Genomic DNA, 17,348 nt, shown 5'->3' with positions numbered 1-17,348 from the left:
TTTAAAAAGTAAAGCGGGCATGGAAGTTATAAATAGCGCAAAATCGGTAAAGAATTGGTGTATTTATGGGAAGTTGGGCGTGAGGCGGTAAGTGGATGGCGGGAATTGCTTTCCCATATCAAATTATTAACCACATAAGAGATATAAGAACATTTAAGCAGTTTATCACTAATAGCAATAAGGGTCTTCGACAAGCTCAGACTGACAGTGATTATATTAAATACTAGTCCATTAATTTCCCGCAGATTACGCAAAAAACGCAGATTATCATACATGAGGAAAAACCCAGCATATTAGCATGGCATCGGGATGATCAATGGCACATTCCAAAAATTAGTCGTCATCCAATAGTTATCGGATGACGATACAGTTAAGATTCCCACCTGTGCGGGAATGACAGACCATTCTTTAGAATAATTGGTAAACAATGATTAATTAGGCTGACATTTCACTTTCAACCATTTGGCTTCTTCATCAGATAACATAGGTTTAAGCTTCTCAAATACCATTTGATTGTATTGATTTAACCAGGTGATCTGATCTGTTGCTAAAAGTGTTTTATTAATGATCGTGGTATCGATAAAACATAAAGTTAAGGTTTCAAAAGTGAGAAAATCGCCGAATTCACTAGCTGCGTAAGGGATACATAAAACCAGATTTTCAATCCGCACGCCATGTTTCCCGGGGCGATAAATTCCAGGTTCAATGGAGGTTACCATTCCTGGCTTAAAGGCAACATCTACATTTGCCGGACTAATATTCTGAGGTCCTTCATGTACATTCAGAAAAAAACCTATACCATGCCCTGTTCCATGACCAAAATTTATGGCATGTTCCCACAGCGGTTTTCTACAGATGGAATCGATTTGATAACCTTTGGTACCTTCTGGAAAAATTAATTTAGAACCTTCAATCAGGCCCTTTAATACTAACGTATAATCATTAGCCTGGCTTACGGAGCAATTACCAATAGGCATTACCCTGGTAATATCGGTTGTACCATACCAATACTGACCTCCCGAATCGACAAGAAACAAACCATTACCTAAAATTTCCTGGTTGCTTTCTGCTGTTACGCTATAATGTGGCAATGCACCATTTGCATTATAACCAGCAATGGTATTAAAACTCAAACCCACGAAAGATGTTTGTTCTGCTCTAAATTTGGCCAATTTCTCTGCTGCAGACCATTCTGTAATTTTTTCTTTGCCCAAATGATCTTCCATCCATTTAAAGAACCTGGTTAAAGCAACCCCATCTTGCAACATCGCCTTGCGGATGTGATCAATTTCAGTATTATTCTTTAAACTCTTTAAATGCGTACCTGGATTAATTCCCAGAATTATCTTGGAACTTTCTGGCAAACATTCAAACAAGCCGAAACTGGTACGTTTTGGATCGATAAAAATTTTAGCGTCTTTAGGCAGATTTGTTAATGCTTTTGCCACTTCACCATAGGGTTGCAAAGTTACACTATGCTCATTTAAAATATTAATATCATTTTGCGACAACTTTTGTTTGTCGATAAAGAGGTTTACCGCTTCAGGTGTTATTAATGCAAAACTTAAAGTTACAGGATTATAATCTACATCTTTTCCCCTTAAATTAAACAGCCAGGCGATGTCATCAAGCGAAGAAATAAAATGATAATCCGCACCATTTGTTTTTAACGCCGCTCTTACTTCGTTTATTTTAGCCGTAATACTAAGGCCCGCAGCTTCTTCATCAATTAAAAAAGCCTTTTCTACGGGTAGACCTACCCTATCCTGCCAAATCGTACTGACAAAATCAATATCTATGATTTCTATTTCACGCTGGGCTAAACTATTCTGCATCTCAAGTGCTAATGCCACAGTAATGAGTTGGTGGTTAAACCCTAATTTTGCACCATTTGGCAAAATTTCGAGCAGCCAATTTATATATTCTGGTGTATGTGGCACTTTTAACTTTACCAATTCGTAACCGGTACCACTCAATTCTGATTCAGCCTGTGTAAAATATCGCGAATCAGTCCACAGACCTGCAAAATCCTGAGTAATGACCAGCGTACCAGCCGACCCTGTAAATCCACAAGCAAAAGGTATGGCCTTATAATGCGCTGGTAAATACTCACTGATGTGTGGATCTGCAGCGGTAATAATATAAGCATCTACCTGTTGGGCAAGCATTAATTGGCGTAAGGCCTCCAATTTTTCTAAAAAGGTCATATTGAGGGTTGTTTTATCGGGCCAAATTTAAATATTACATTCACATCAGCGCTTAAAACAAGTAGGAATTAATATAATTTTGAAAATACAGTTGTATTTACCTTAAAATATTTTGGAAATATTAAGCATACCGGTTGGCCGCCGGCGCTTTAAACACCTCATAACAATCCGATTTACCAAAGCACCTCACTTTAAAAACAAGGGCAGATTCTCTTTGCGCCAACGCATGAACACCTGGTGTAAAGCGTCGTAAAAAACGTTTGAAACAAGTTTCTGCATGGCAAATTATTTCGTAACATTCTACATTTTCTACAACTACATCAAGTACGTATTTTGGCCATTGTTTTTTAATCAGATCTGGCAACCAGCTTAATTGCTGTCTACTAATCAAACCGCCCATCTTTTCAACAGCCACTGGAGGAATATCTTCACCAACAATTTGGGTCCATGTGCCTTCAACTTCATCAATAATACCCAGCACTTTGCATCCGGATAACACTAACCAAGGATCTTTCGTACCTGCCCGGATTAACTGATAGGATACATCGTCTAAAAATTCCTGTTTAAAAAGGTAAGTAAGTTCGATCATAAACTATTTCAATTGTTTATCGGCAGATTATTAAGTCGTATCAGTTTATCAATGGTATCTGCAAAACGTTTCATGGAGATCGGTTTGCCCAGATAACATTCAAAGCTGGAATCTATTTTTCTTACCTCATTTTCAAGATGGGAAGATGCGTAGATCACAAACCTGGCTTTGGAGCGGAGATGTCGGGACAATTCAGTTCCCTTCATTCCATCCATATCTATGTCTAAAAAAAGAAAATCGATTTTATCTCCGGCACTAATTGTTTTTAAAGCATCAATGGGATCATTAAAGATACTAGACAGTTTCAAAAAACAGATGTCTTCAATATAATCATGAAGTACATCAATGGCGTGTTGTTCATCGTCAACAATTGCACAACTGTAATACATAGGCAAATTAGATAGGCTGCACCAAACTTAGCAATCTTAACCCGAATCCAAACAGAAAGACACAGAAAGGGTAAAATTACGGTATTAACAGACTTACTAATTATACATTATCTTCAGCTTATACCTTATTATGATATAAATTAGCCATGAGTCAGTTGACACATGGCTAAATGCTTTAAAGTTTAATTTTAACAAAGTATAAACGGTTTCTATCAACCGAATTTGTTAGAGGCAATATTTTTTGTGCAAAGCCACTTGCTCCATTATCCACTACACCAAAATCATCATCGTTAGAAATTACGAGGATATTGCCTGGCAGTAAGGCTAAACCTTCTGCTTTATCGTGCGGATAAATGGAAGGTAGATCTTTCAACAGGTCTAAAACAATGGATTTGCTTACCGGGGTAATTCCCGCTGTGCTTAAACCTGCTGCATTGTTCAGTTCTTCTACGGTTTTGCCGCCGTAAAGTTTTCCTGTTGCACCATTGCCGGAATCAGAAATATCGGTAGCAGCACTCAGGTCTATTTTGAAAACTTTTTTAAATGTTGCAGGATTGCTTGCTGCTCCGCCATATAATCCATCGCGTTCAATGGTTAGGAAAGTAGTACTGTTAACGGCAACAATATCGCTCACACCTGTTAAAGTGGTATTATCCATCAGGTAAGCGTATTGTTTGGTAGCTCCGCTTGCGATATCAAAAGTCAAAATTCTTAATACCACCGAGTTGGTAACTGCAGCTTTAGACGGATTGTACATTGGCGACTGCATTATGCCTACCAAAGTTTTTCCATCCGGGGTAATGGCCAAACCTTCCATACCACGGTTTGCTCTTCTACGGGCAAATACAGCTGGAATGGTACGCCCGCCGGTTCCTGTCCCAAATGGGTTAATGCGTTCTATTGTTCTACCAGTCGCATCGATGTGTAAAATATGTGGACCGTATTCATCGCTGATCCAAAATGATCCGTCAGCTGCCCTTACCAAGCCTTCTGAGTCGATTCCATCGGCATTTGGAGCAATCACCTGTCCATTTAAGTCGTAAGCGGTTTCACCAGAAGCCCCCATTCCCGCAGGATTTGGAAGCCCGTTTAATTTATTGCCAGATGCATTTTTAAGTTCGATAGTTTGCTCGAATACCAATTTCCCATCTTTCAGCCTGAATTTTCCAATCTGTGGATCAAAATCAGGTCTTCCGATGATGATTGAGTTTGCGAGCTGTCCGGCAACGTTCGCCCCTCTGTCCGTCAGCATATAAAAAACATCCGGCGAATTAGGATCGGCGGCAACTGCTGAACCAAAACCACCGTTATACACTTTTACGCCAGCAGCAGTTGTGAAAAGCACCGAAGGATCGGACACTTCTGCAACGGCAGGATAAGTAAATTCTACAGGAGTTTCTTCGTGGCTTTTCTTACACGATACCATACCGATAGATATGGCTACAATTAAGGTGAGTAATTCTTTCTTCATTTATTTTTTTTAAACAAAGCAAGGATCTGGATATGAAGGCAATGTTAAGGGAATAACAAGAATAGTTTTAGAACGTTAGAAAGTTCCGCTCAGATTTTATGGATTATTTTTGCTTTTTTTTGGAAATGTATGCCCATTTTTCAATCGGGAACTGCAGCCCTGCCATCCACTTCAATCTTTTTGTGATGCTGTCATGCTGAGGTTGCTGCAAAACAAAAAGGATTTCCGTTGTTGTCAGGTTTATGAATGAAGGACTTGAAGCGTAGAACAACTATACAGATGCAGTATTCAACTGGGCCTAAACCTAGCCTGCTCCATCATCCATATTACATTTTCCATCATTTAATAATTCACATATTTTTCTTCAAAACTCCCATCTTCATACAAATCAATTAAACCGTAACCTGGTGCGGTTTCTCTTCTGTTGCCTTCCCACCACGCACCAGATACCGCTCCATTGCAAAGATAGGTTACATTGTTATATACCACTTTATCACGCATATGCAAATGGCCACTTAAACACAGTTTTACATTGGGATGCTGATAAAAAAGGTTAATAATTTTAGCGGTATCGGTATGCATGTCACCACCCAACATGGTCCATTTGTTTACAATATTATCTTCTATCATCAATAGTGCAGTAAGGATCGGAATGTGCGACATCACCATCACGGGCATCGTTTTATTGGTATTTTCCAATTCGTTTTTAAGCCAATCTAATTGCTCATCGCCCAGTTTACCAATGTACCAGGTATTATCGATATCCAAATGGGTACTATCCAGCACAATGATTTTCCAATTGCTTTGTACCACACTGTAATAAGGTTTAGCCAACTGCAATTTATCCATGACATATTTTTTTCCATAAAAAACATCACCCTTGCTATCTTCGTTCCACCAGATATCGTGGTTCCCCAGGCAATAACGTACAGGAATGCTGCATTCGTTTTTCATCGTTTCCTGTACAAGCTTCCATTGATCGTTAATGGGGTCTATGTTTTCTTTGTTCATGTCGAAAACAATATCTCCACCATTTAAAATCAGATCTACTTTTGGAGATTGTGCCTGTAAGTGGTGCAAACATTTTGCAAATCTTGCTGGTGCATTAAATTGGTTTTTCAGATGTACATCGGTAATGTGCGCAACCCTTAAAACAGGCTTTTTCTCTGTTGAGAACGAAATTTTTGATAAGGTTGGCAGCAAAAACAGGCCACCGATATTTTTGAGTGCAGATCTTCTTTCCATTGTCTGTTATTTGTTGGGTTAAATTAGCAACGTATGTTAACTTAAAACGAATTAAAAGAGCGGTATTATTAACAATGTGATTACGTTAAGTATTAGGTACATGTAAATATATTTAACCACAGATAAAAATGATGCACACAGATATAGATCCGTGCTTATCTGTGTGCATCAGTGGTTAATGATATTGTGCTCTGGTATACAGAGACCGCCATTGGGATTTGGTTTATTCTTTTTTATTTGGCCTTCGCTAAACGATAAGCCTTCATGATTTTATGAAAAATCTGGTTATTAGGATAAACACCAGTAAAGTTTTGCGAGCCAGGACCGTAGGCAAACACCGGAACCATAATACCTGTATGATCATTGGTACTGAATTCGCCCCTTACCATTCCTTTCTCGGCGGCTCCATCTAAAAGTGTTAATCCTCCGGTTTCATGATCAGCTGTTACGATCACCAATGTTTCACCATCCTGATCAGCAAAGCGAAGAGCTTCGGCAATAGTACGGTCGAAATCGTGTAATTCGGTAATGAGATAAGGCAGATCGTTGGTATGGCCACCGTAATCGATCTGCGCACCTTCGGCCATAATGAAGAAACCAGGTTTATTTTTAGATAAAATCTGCGTGGTATGTGATAAAGATTTTTTAAGCATATCGCCACGGCCTTTTATTACAGATCTGGTAGCCGAATCATCCAGCAAAACCAATTGTTTACCTTCATGTTGCTTTTCAAAATCAGCTAAACTATTTGTTACCTGAAAACCTTTAGTTTTTAGATCTGTTAAAAGCCTGCTGTTTTTATTCTGCTCGAAAGCTTTGCGGTTAGAACCGACTAAAACCTCGGCCTTGCTGCTTAACAGATCATTTGCAATCGCACCGTTGTAAGAACGGTCCATCTGATGGGCGTAAAATACTGCTGGTGTGGCATCGGTCAGATCACCTGCAGTGATGATACCACTTTTGATACCGAAAAGAGATAGGGTATCAACCAAATTGGTTTTATTCTGATCATCAGGTCCCATACCGATGTAACGGTTATTCGTTTTATAACCAATTGCCATGGCACTACCTCCCGCAGCCGAATCGGTGTTTCCGGCATCAGCAGCAGCGGTTTCAGAAAAGCCAACGTAATGGAACTTTGTCATGTTCAGATCTCCATGATTGGCAATTAAGCCAGCGTGGATTGCAGCTAGTCCCATCCCATCACCAATTAATAAAATAACATGTTTGGGTGCTTTGTCTTGTCCATCGGTTTTATAAGTCGGTGTATAGGTCGTATATGGCTTTGTATTGGTATAACTCAATTTATCCTGATGAAGATAAAAATCTTTCAGTTTGGTCGGCTGATCAGTATTAATCCAATCTGCGCCAAGCCTTTCGAGCACAATCCAGGTGTTCGGACTATCCTGCGAAGCCCAGAAGCGGAAAGGTTTGCCTTTACGATGTGCCTGTTCAATTGTGGCTCTCATCTTTGCTTCATCTGTTTTGGTCGGATTACCCTTTCCATTCCATACAGTCTGATTTTTCAAATCATCGCTGATCATCGCTACCCTGGCCAATTGTGCATCGGTATAAGTAGTAGTCGGCCTGCCATCGAAAAATAATTTCTCATCATAATCTTTAAAATCGGCAGGAATAGGCATATCACCACTAACGACAACTTTTATGGCATTGGCATTCTTTTTTGCATCAAATACCTCAGCATAACTTTCGAGCTCTTTTAGCAATACGGGGAGCACATGTTTGTAATCTTCCTTTACATCAACCACCAATTGCAGTTTTAAGGCCGCATTGCTGTAAGGATGATTTCCTTTTGCTTTAAAAAACTGAGCCAGCGGATCGAGGTATATTTTTTTAAGTGTAAAACCCGGTTTAATTTCTGAAGCCTCATGTGCTACATATAATTGTCCGTCTTTCAAAAATACATCCGCCTCAATAGATCCCATTTCGGCGTAATATGCCGTTAGAAGAGGGATTTCCTGCTTATAATCGTTATGGCTATGTCCACGGTTTGCATTTAGCTTTACCTGGGCAGATGCACTTTGCAGCCCCAGCACAAAGGCCAGCACTGCAAAGTTTATCCCTATTTTTTTTACCATCCTGGATTTTGTTTAATTACACCTGCACTGTTATCGATTTCTCTTTGTGGCACCGCCCAAACATCGTGTACCTGTGGGTTGAAAGTTCTTGCCGGCCAGATTACACTTCCATCAAAATCGTGTAATGGTTTAGCATAAGTGGCTTGAGCATCGCCCCATCTTACTAAATCGCGGTGACGATCTGCCCACTCTCCGGCAAGCTCATTACGGCGTTCGCGTTTAAGGTCATTTATAGTCATTCCTGTTTTAGCACTTAAGCCTGCACGAAGCCTGATTTTATTTAGTTCAGTATCACCCGCTCCTGCACCGCTTAGGTTAATTGCAGCTTCAGCTTTGATCAGCAAAACTTCTGCATAACGCATTAATGGCACATTTAAATCCGTAGTTCCATTATCACCGTTAGGGTTAACGTGTGTTGGAATTGGGTTGGCATAAGAAAACGGCTCCATGTATTTTTTAAACTGGTAATTTGAAGTTGCTCCCCCATCTTTAGTAAAGCTGCGCTCGGCTCCAAAGAACATAAATTTATCGCCAGGTTTCAAAATGGTGGCTTCACGGCGTTGATCGCCAGCTTCGTAAGAGTCGTAAAGTTCTTTGGTTGGCAGGTAATAACCCCATCCATTATAAATACCCCATGCTTTGTTGGTTAACATTACGCCAGGGAGCTTGCTGCCCCAGCCTGTTCCGCCACCGCTTGGCGTACAAACTACCGACCAAATGTATTCTTTCGACCAGTTGTTAGCTGCTTTAAAAACATCAGCAAAACCCGTATTGATTAAATCATGCTGACCTGAAGTGATGACCATATCAGCATATTTAGCAGCATTGGCATAATCTTTTTTGAACAGGTACACCTTAGATAGGTAAGCCCATGCAGCCGTTTTATGTGCTTTCCCATAATCTGCAGGTTTCATTGCTGAAAACAATGGAAGGTTATCAGCTGCCTTTAAAAGAAGTGAAATAATATAATCGTAGTTCTCGTTTACATTGCTGGCGCGGGGAATGGGCTGAGATGCATCGGTTTCAGGTTTAACAATTGGTACACCCGCTTTATCGTTTCCATAATTTGCAGCCAGCTGAAAATAAACCAAACCGGCATTAAAATAAGCATCGCCAATGATCTGTTTCTTTAAACTTTCATCCATATTGATCTTTGGTACATTGGTAATGATATCGTTGGCACGTTTGATGATGGCATAACGCATACTCCACTGCGTTTCGGTATAACCACCGCCTACGTAAGTACGGTTAAAGTTTTTAATATTATCAGCCTCTGGCTTGTTGCGGCCGGTAACCATATCATCGCTGGCATTGATAAACCAGAACATCCCTCGACCGTAAAAATCTTCAGCATTGTACATTTCGTACATTCCACCTTCGGCTTTCAATGCATCCTCTTTTGTTTTCCAGAAATTCTGTGCCGATGGAGAACCTTCAGGTGTAATATCGAGCTGCTTTGTGCATGAAGAGAAAACAGCTAGGGCGGCAAATGCCATATATTTTAAATTCGTTTTCATTATTGTTGTGATTATAAATTTACACTTAAACCAAGGATAAAACTTCTGGCTTGCGGATAACGGCCAACATCCACTCCGTTGTTGTCCATTCCGATTTCCGGATCAAAACCTGAATATTTAGTAATGGTAAAAAGGTTGTTTGCTGTGGCATAAATTCTTACCCCACCTGTTTTTAATTTATTGGCAATCGATTTTGGTAAACTGTAACCCAGGGTTACGTTACGGATGCGCAGATAAGAACCATCTTCGATATAAAAATCTGAAGCTGCAAAGTTTCCATTGGCATCGCTGGTCGAAATAATCGGTACTTTGCCTCCTGGATTCTCTGGCGACCAGGCATCAAGAATACCAACCAGTTTATTGTAAGATGGCCCACTGGCACTATAAGTAGTACGTTTTACCGCATTAAACAATTTATTACCCTGTACACCTTGCGCAAAAATGTTGAAATCGAAGTTTTTATAACTTGCATTAAAGCTCAATCCATATGAGAAATCAGGATAAGCGCTACCAGCGAAATAACGGTCTTTACTGTCAATAGATCCATCGCCGTTGATATCTACAAATTTAAAATCACCTGCTTTTGCATTAGGCTGAATCTTAGCTCCCTTCGCATTTTTGTAGTTATCGGCTTCTGCCTGACTTTGGAAAATGCCATCCGTTTTTAATACAAAATAACTATACAGTGGTTGGCCTACCCTATTGGTAAGGGGGGCAACCTCATTCCGGAAATTGGTAGATACAACCTGATTTTCTATACCAGGAATAAGTTCTTCTATATTGTTGTTTATTTTGGTTAAAGTAGCATTTACCGAGTAAGTAAAAGCTGCATTTTTATCGCTATTATAACTTAATCCTAACTCAATACCTTTATCTTTTACTTTACCGGCATTAATGGTCTGAGTACTTAAACCTGCTGTCCCGGGTAATGTTCTCACCAGGATCATTTTATCAATTTCTTTAACAAAATAGTCTGCTGTAAGACTCAATCTGCCTAATGCGGCTACATCAACACCAAAGTTTGTTTGTTTAGATTCTGCCCATGCGATATTAGGATTGGCCAAAACCGTTTGAACATAACCATTTTGCAAAGTTGGCGTTTGTCCAAAATAACTTTGCGTTGGGCTTAGTAATGGATTAACCGCAGCAGAAGTAAGTGCTGCTAAATTACCAAGAAAGCCATAGCTAGCCCTTAATTTCAATTCATTTAACCAACTTACATCTTTAAGAAAATCTTCTTTGCTCATTATCCATCCAACAGAAGCTGAACCATAATTCCGGGTCCTGTTATTTTGGGGTAGTAAAGATGATCCATCACGGCGACCGATAAACGATGCCAGATATTTTTCGCGATAGCTATAGTTTGCTCTAAAAAACAATGATGAAAGTGCTTGCGCGCTATAACCACTAGATGAAGGCTGTATTACTGTAGCATTCATCAAATACCTGTACTGTGGCGATTCATCGTCAAAACCAGCCCCTGAAGCAACTAGACTTCTATACTGTGTTTTTTGAAATGAATAGCCACCGGTAAGATCGAGCTGATGGTTACCAAAGTTACCTTTGTAATTTAACACTTGTTCTGCTAAGAAATCGTTGCTATTGTTGCTACTTTCACGCAAACTATTGCTCAACACAGGTTTACCTACCTCTGGCCTTTTGGGGGTAAAGCTTTTAAATGTAGAATCAATTTTAGTGATACTTAAATTCGATCTAAAGCTTAAACCTTTAGCCAGTTTAACGTTAACATATGGATTAATCACCAATACATTTTTAGGGTTGTTAATATCGATACGTTTCAACTCAGCAACCGGGTTAATTACATCCCCGTAATCTCCTGCATACGGTCCTGGCAAACCTGCAAAACTTCCATCTGCATTATAAGGTGTACCATTGGTTGGGTAATAAATGGCCGAAAGCAAGGCTCCTGTGTAATCGCTGCTGGTATTGGCTCCGTTTCCATTGGTACTGCTATATGAAAGGTTTTCGCCAACTTTTAACCAATTGGTCACCTCATGTTCTGTATTGATCCTGAAGTTGTAACGTTTGGCTTTGGTATTTAACACAATCCCTTCTGCATTGCGGTAATTAAAACTTAGATAATAGTTCGATTTTTCGCTACCACCGTTTATTGCGGCATTGTAGTCTTGCAACAATCCATCCCTAAAAACCTCGTCCATCCAATTGGTGCGGGTAATCTGTCCGTCAGGGTATTTTGCAGCATCAAAGGAAGGCAAAATCGTAGTTCCGCCATTTTTGGCCGCAGTTGCTGCTACCTGTGAACGTTGTTGTGCATTTAGGGGTTCTAGCTTTTTCCAGGCGCTTTGTTGGCCAACCTTGGCATCAAAACTGATCTGCATTTTACCATTTTTACCTTTTTTGGTCGTAATCAATACCACACCTCCCGAAGCCCTTGCTCCGTAAATTGCTGCCGATCCATCTTTTAGCACAGAAATTGATTCGATATCGTTAGGGTTAAGCTGTGGTGTACCTGAAAATATAGATCCATCAATTACATACAGTACATTTTCTCCATTAATACCGCCTGAGCCACGGATATTGATACGTGGTGCAGAAGTTGGATCGCCCCCCTCATTGGTTACAATCACACCTGGGGTTTTTCCGGCAAGCACCTCGCCTACGCTGTTTAACGAACGTGAAGAAAGTTTATCCATCCCCACAATACTGATTGCCCCGGTTAAGGTTTCTTTTTTCTGTGTGCCATAACCCACAACCACTACATCAGCAAGTGTTGAACGTTCTTCTTTTAAAACTATGTTAATGACCTGGTTTTCGCCTACTTTTGCTTCCCTGGTCTGATATCCGATCATGGAGAATGACAGCACGGCATCAGCGCCAACTGCAATACGATAAGCACCGTTACCATCGGTAATAGTACCACTTTGTGTGCCCAATACCTTCACCGAAACACCTGGAAGTGCCAAACCTGTGGTATCTTTTACTACCCCTGTGATCGTCCGGTCTGGCTTATTCATCACGGCATTGTTTAAAATCACATATCCACCTTTTTCTAAAACCTGCAAACCAAGTCTGTCTAAAAGTGATCTTACGGGTTCTGTGGTAAAATCGCCGCTTAAAAACATTTTTTTTTGTTGCAGCTGATCTGGATTGTAGACGAAACTGAGTCCGGTACGGGATTCAATTTCTTTGATGATCTCGGTCATCTTACGACCTTTATTTATGGTAATACTAACCGTAGTTTTCTCTAATTTTTGGGCCATCCCTGCTGAAGCGAGAATAGAGCTGCAAAAAATGCAGAGGATTGTAAATGTTAAACATGAGTATTTCATGATCTTGTAAAGAGCTGGTGTCCTCTTAGCGGAGGTTGTTTTCATTGCTTAATTTGTTTGATTTTATTTTTGTAAAGCTTTAATTATACTGGGTTTTGTTGCCAGAAAGAAAGATTACGGCAAACGATCTGACCGGTACCGTAGAAAATTTCTATATCATATCCTATCTCATCTGTATATATTAAATGTTTTATGATTTTTTGATGCATTGAACCTGAGGTGATGCAGACTGCAGATAATATCCAAAATCTCTTCAGGCGATTGTTTGCTGCTGAAAGATGCAGTAGTTTTAAGTTTGCCCAAAGCCTTATCGTTCAGCAAAATTTTAATGCTGTACACGTATTGGAGTTTAGAGATCACCTGATCGAGGTTTGCACCATCAAAAGCAAATTCGATAAAAGCAGACGCTTTGATTTTACGGATGGCAGCGCGACCGTCATTTTTATCATAGGTTAAAAACTCATCCTTAACCAGTGTAGCCAGGTTCCCTTTTTGATTGCTCACCGCAACTTTACCCGTAACTACCGCAACCTCAAGCTGTTTATTGCCCTGATAAGCTTTAACTTTGAAAGAGGTCCCTAAAACTTTAATATCTACCCCAGCGCTTGTATGTACTGTAAACGGCCTTTTTTCCTGATGAGCAATATCAAAAAAAGCTTCCCCTTCTTTAAGTTCAATATGGCGGCTGTTTGAAGGAAAGGTTTTAGGATAGCAGAGTTTCGCTGACGGGCCTAATAAAACCACCGAACCATCTGATAGCGTAATTCGCTTATGTTGTGTATTTCCAGTAACTACGGTTACCTGATTTTCAGAAGTCACTTTGGTATTGAGTTTCCAAACGATTATTCCAATTGTAATGATGAGGAATACGGCGGCGGCGATCCTGATAAAAGATTGCAATTTGAATACTTTGCCGGGTTTTGGCTTCCCGTGCATAGCGATCTGAAGGTGAGCAAACATTTCTGCCCCTATCGCTGCTTTCCGATCGGCGGGTAACACCACATCTTTTGCTTGAAGTGTGGCGTACCACTCTTCAACTTTTTTTTGCTCTTGCGGACTTGCCTGTTGATCGAGATATTTCTGCAGCAGTTCCTTTGCCTGTTCTTCTGTCATTTAAATACATGTCAGTTGAAAAGAAGATCGGTACTAACCAAAAATGTTATCTATAGATTAACTTTATGTTAAGCCGATAAATACAGCAATTAACAGGATATAGGAAAGACTTTTTTTAAGAAGTTTTATTGCTGCTGAGATCTGGTTTTTTACCGTTTGTACAGAAACGTCAAGTTCAGCAGCGATTTCTTTGATGGATTTCTCCTGTTTTCGGCTCATCGAAAACACCAATTGCATTTTTTCGGGTAAAAGCGCAATGGCTGCATCTACCTCCAGGTGAAGCTCTTTTAAAATTAGTTTATCATCCGCTGCGGCAGTATGTTGCTCATCCATCAGGACTGTAAGCGCAGCCTGGTGCTGTTCTTTAATACTGCCCGATCTGAAATAGTTAATCACTTTATATTTTACAGCTCCATGCAGATAAGCACCCAGGCTTCCAGAAAGGTTAATCGTTTTATGATTTTCCCAAAGCGAAATGAAAATCTCCTGGGTAATATCCTGTGCAAGGGCTTCATCACCCGTTTTTTTTAGTGCAGCATCAAAAATTTCTTCCCAATAAACATGGTAAATTTTTTCCATGGCCCAACGGCTTCCGCACTGTAAAGATGAAAGTAAAGTTTCGCTCAAAGGGATGGTGCTTTTTTTCGCAGCAAAGCTAGCAGCTCAATATTCCCTTATTATTAAGAAATCTTAAAGAGTAAGTGATGATGGAAAATGTAAGATGTAAAATGGACGGGATTCTGCGCACGTCAATGGTATCCGCGGGAAACTCAGACGACTAGCTTCCCGCAGATCTAAGAAGACTACCGCGGAAATTGTATCGGAATAACTTTGTGTCCTCTGTAGTTTTTTCTCTGTGAACTCGGTGGTTAAATGGAAAATGTAAGATGTAAAATGTAAAATGTAAAATGGACAGGATTCTGACCACACGTTCGATATCTTCAATAAAACGGTCGTCATCCCGACTGAAGTGCAACGGAATGGAGAGATCTACCTGGATAGATTTCTCGACTACGAAATGACGACCTATCTTCTATCTAAACAACCCGGCAAAAATTTTATTCGAATGCAATTTTGCCTGATGGTCATAAATATGCGACGTGCTCATGACCTCGTTTATACCATATTTGGTAACAAATGCTTCTAAATTTTCTTTAATGGTATTAGCGCTGCCAATAAAAGAATAATACAACATCTGCTCTACTGATTCTTTTTCCAACTGATCCCAATATACATTAATATCATCAACAGCAGGCTTTAGTAATTCTCTTTTACCTGTTATTACACCTAAAAACATCCGTTTTACAGAACTTGACAAACGTTCTGCTTCTGCATCAGTATCTGCAGCCACCACATTCACACAGGCCATTACATAAGGTTCCTGTAAAAATGCTGATGGTTTAAAATTATTTCTATAAATGGATATCGCCTGTTCGAAATAGGTTGGGGCAAAATGACTGGCAAAAGCATAAGGAAGTCCTTTTTCTGCAGCTAAGCGTGCGCTATCAGTACTTGAACCTAAAATCCAGATTGGAATGTCCAGGCCTTCTCCTGGCATAGCCCTTACACTTGCCCGGTTATTACTGGCGGAGAAAAACTGTTGCAGTTTCTCAACATCCCTGGGAAAACTATGAGCAGCATTAAAGTTTTCGCCACGGATGGCCATTGCCGTAACCTGATCGGTTCCTGGTGCCCTGCCCAAACCCAGATCGATCCGATTAGGATAAAGTGAGGCCAATGTGCCAAATTGTTCTGCTACAATTAAGGGTGCGTGATTGGGCAGCATAATGCCTCCGGAACCTACGCGTATACTATTCGTATTACCGGCAATGTAACCAATAAGTACCGCCGTTGCGGAACTGGCTACACCGGCCATATTATGGTGTTCGGCAAACCAGTAACGTGTATACCCTAAAGTTTCAGATTGTTTAGCTAAATCAAGACTGGTTTTAAAGGTATCTGCAGCAGTAAAACCATCTAAAACAGTTGCAAGATCGAGAACGGAATAAAGTACATTTTTCAATAAGTGATCAGCCATAAATTAAAGGGATAAATCTGTATTGCAAAAATATCTTTAATAAAACCAAGTCTCGTTTCAAATGAATATATATGACGTTTAGCCAACATAATCTGTACCGCATGTTGCAATGCGGTGACACCAAAAATGAAATGGCTTAATTAAACAGCTACAACTACACAGGTGTAGGGATATGTATACTCTTGTAACAAAGAGGACGAGCCTACGCTCTTAATTTGAATAAATTTCAAACTTATAATAGATTAGTAAATCCATTAAAGGTGGTATATATTTTTATCAGTATGCCAACATATTTTATGGATTGGAGCTATTGCCTGCATCTAATAAACTTAATTGATAAATTATGAATTAAATTAGTTAATATGGGAAAAATTTAAAATTAAAGCGTACAGATAGTATTCTTTTCGTTACAAAAAGGCGTAATTTCGTTATAAGAGAACTAGATTTTTGAAGATGATTAAGTGCATAGCCATAGATGACCAGTACAGTTCTTTAGTAGGACTACAGAAATATATAGATGATACTCCAAACATGCGGCTTGTGCAGCAATATACTGACCCAATTACTGCCTTAAGGGAGCTAGCCACTTCAGAAACGGTTGATATAATTTTTATGGACGTGGAAATGCCACAAATTTCAGGGTTGGAACTGGCCAAAGCCATCCGCTTCAGAACCAGAAAACTTATCTTCACTACTTCACATCAAGAGTATGCTTTTGATGCTTTTGAAGCTGCAGGAGACGCTTATTTGCTTAAACCATATAGCTATGCTAAATTTGCAACAACAATTACCCGGCTTTTCGGACATGAAATGACTGGCGGCGCTAACGAAGATTATTTTCTGGTGAAAAATAAGGAAGAAGAGCACCGTGCGGTAATGGTTAAATATGAAGATATTATTGCCTTTGAAAGTTTTCATAATTATATTAAATTACATACCCTAGGAAAAATAATTATCGCTTACTTAAGCTTAAAAGATGTTCGGGAACAGCTTAGCATCAAAAACGGTTTTATCCAATTACACCGTGGTTATATCGTAGCCATTGATAAGATTTTGTATATTGATGGAAATCGGATTACCATGAATAACCACATTAGCTTTACCGTTGGGGATATTTATTATAATGAATTTAAAAGTTTTATTTCCGAAAGGTTAATCATCAGTAGCCGTAAAAAATAACGGCTACTGATATATTTTTAATTGAAAAGGATGCCAGAGCTAACCGTAGTGGTAAGTGAAGATGTTGTTGGATCTGAATGGATTGTTCCAGCCTGCATGCCTGTAGTATAATTTTTTTTGAATACGAACAGGGTCCGTTTGTTAAGTTTTTTAGTTTTCATAATCATTTTTTTTTCGAAAACTAGCAGCA

13 protein-coding genes are annotated in these 17,348 nt (G+C 39.6%); 1 reads left to right on the top strand and 12 read right to left on the bottom strand.

What is annotated here, in order from left to right; all coding sequences use genetic code 11:
* Positions 1-431: 431 nt before the first annotated feature.
* From KYH19_RS08260 to KYH19_RS08210, 11 genes are all read right to left on the bottom strand, one after another.
* Positions 432-2,207, bottom strand: a complete 1,776-nt coding sequence (locus tag KYH19_RS08260) for an aminopeptidase P family protein (RefSeq protein WP_219078299.1) — start codon at positions 2,205-2,207, stop codon at positions 432-434.
* A gap of 121 nt (positions 2,208-2,328) precedes the next feature.
* Positions 2,329-2,796, bottom strand: a complete 468-nt coding sequence (locus tag KYH19_RS08255) for a hypothetical protein (RefSeq protein WP_219078298.1) — start codon at positions 2,794-2,796, stop codon at positions 2,329-2,331.
* Positions 2,797-2,804: 8 nt separating this feature from the next.
* Positions 2,805-3,185, bottom strand: coding sequence for a LytTR family DNA-binding domain-containing protein (locus KYH19_RS08250; protein ID WP_132399848.1), 381 nt, complete (start codon positions 3,183-3,185; stop codon positions 2,805-2,807).
* Between the two features lie 175 nt (positions 3,186-3,360).
* Positions 3,361-4,656 carry an esterase-like activity of phytase family protein gene (locus KYH19_RS08245; RefSeq protein WP_219078297.1) on the bottom strand — a complete coding sequence of 432 codons (1,296 nt, stop codon included), beginning with the start codon at positions 4,654-4,656 and terminating at the stop codon, positions 3,361-3,363.
* A 342-nt stretch (positions 4,657-4,998) separates the two neighbouring features.
* Positions 4,999-5,901 (bottom strand): metallophosphoesterase, encoded by a 903-nt coding sequence (locus KYH19_RS08240; protein WP_219078296.1) that lies wholly within the window; start codon positions 5,899-5,901, stop codon positions 4,999-5,001.
* Between the two features lie 233 nt (positions 5,902-6,134).
* Positions 6,135-8,000 carry an alkaline phosphatase gene (locus KYH19_RS08235; RefSeq protein ID WP_255562592.1) on the bottom strand — a complete coding sequence of 622 codons (1,866 nt, stop codon included), beginning with the start codon at positions 7,998-8,000 and terminating at the stop codon, positions 6,135-6,137.
* The gene (locus tag KYH19_RS08230) at positions 7,994-9,517 is read right to left on the bottom strand and encodes a RagB/SusD family nutrient uptake outer membrane protein (RefSeq protein WP_219078295.1); all 1,524 of its coding nucleotides are present in this window, start codon (positions 9,515-9,517) and stop codon (positions 7,994-7,996) included. The genes KYH19_RS08235 and KYH19_RS08230 overlap by 7 nt, the downstream gene beginning before the upstream one ends.
* 11 nt (positions 9,518-9,528) lie before the next feature.
* Positions 9,529-12,759 carry a TonB-dependent receptor gene (locus KYH19_RS08225; RefSeq protein ID WP_255562591.1) on the bottom strand — a complete coding sequence of 1,077 codons (3,231 nt, stop codon included), beginning with the start codon at positions 12,757-12,759 and terminating at the stop codon, positions 9,529-9,531.
* A gap of 237 nt (positions 12,760-12,996) precedes the next feature.
* Positions 12,997-13,941 (bottom strand): FecR family protein, encoded by a 945-nt coding sequence (locus tag KYH19_RS08220; RefSeq protein WP_219078294.1) that lies wholly within the window; start codon positions 13,939-13,941, stop codon positions 12,997-12,999.
* A 63-nt stretch (positions 13,942-14,004) separates the two neighbouring features.
* Positions 14,005-14,568 (bottom strand): RNA polymerase sigma factor, encoded by a 564-nt coding sequence (locus tag KYH19_RS08215; RefSeq protein WP_132399834.1) that lies wholly within the window; start codon positions 14,566-14,568, stop codon positions 14,005-14,007.
* Positions 14,569-14,974: 406 nt separating this feature from the next.
* Positions 14,975-15,979 carry an LLM class flavin-dependent oxidoreductase gene (locus KYH19_RS08210; RefSeq protein ID WP_219078293.1) on the bottom strand — a complete coding sequence of 335 codons (1,005 nt, stop codon included), beginning with the start codon at positions 15,977-15,979 and terminating at the stop codon, positions 14,975-14,977.
* 453 nt (positions 15,980-16,432) lie between these two features.
* Between KYH19_RS08210 and KYH19_RS08205 the strand changes: the two genes are divergently transcribed.
* A complete protein-coding gene (locus tag KYH19_RS08205; protein ID WP_132399830.1) occupies positions 16,433-17,158 on the top strand; it encodes a LytTR family DNA-binding domain-containing protein in 726 nt (241 codons plus the stop codon).
* A 17-nt stretch (positions 17,159-17,175) separates the two neighbouring features.
* Here the strand turns inward: KYH19_RS08205 and KYH19_RS08200 are convergent, their stop codons facing one another.
* The gene (locus KYH19_RS08200; RefSeq protein ID WP_165902672.1) at positions 17,176-17,319 is read right to left on the bottom strand and encodes a hypothetical protein; all 144 of its coding nucleotides are present in this window, start codon (positions 17,317-17,319) and stop codon (positions 17,176-17,178) included.
* Between the last annotated feature and the right edge of the window lie 29 nt (positions 17,320-17,348).

This window comes from Pedobacter sp. D749, assembly GCF_019317285.1.
Classification (GTDB): domain Bacteria; phylum Bacteroidota; class Bacteroidia; order Sphingobacteriales; family Sphingobacteriaceae; genus Pedobacter.
Note: the sequence above shows the minus strand (reverse complement) of the source record. Positions and strands in the feature narration are given on the sequence as shown.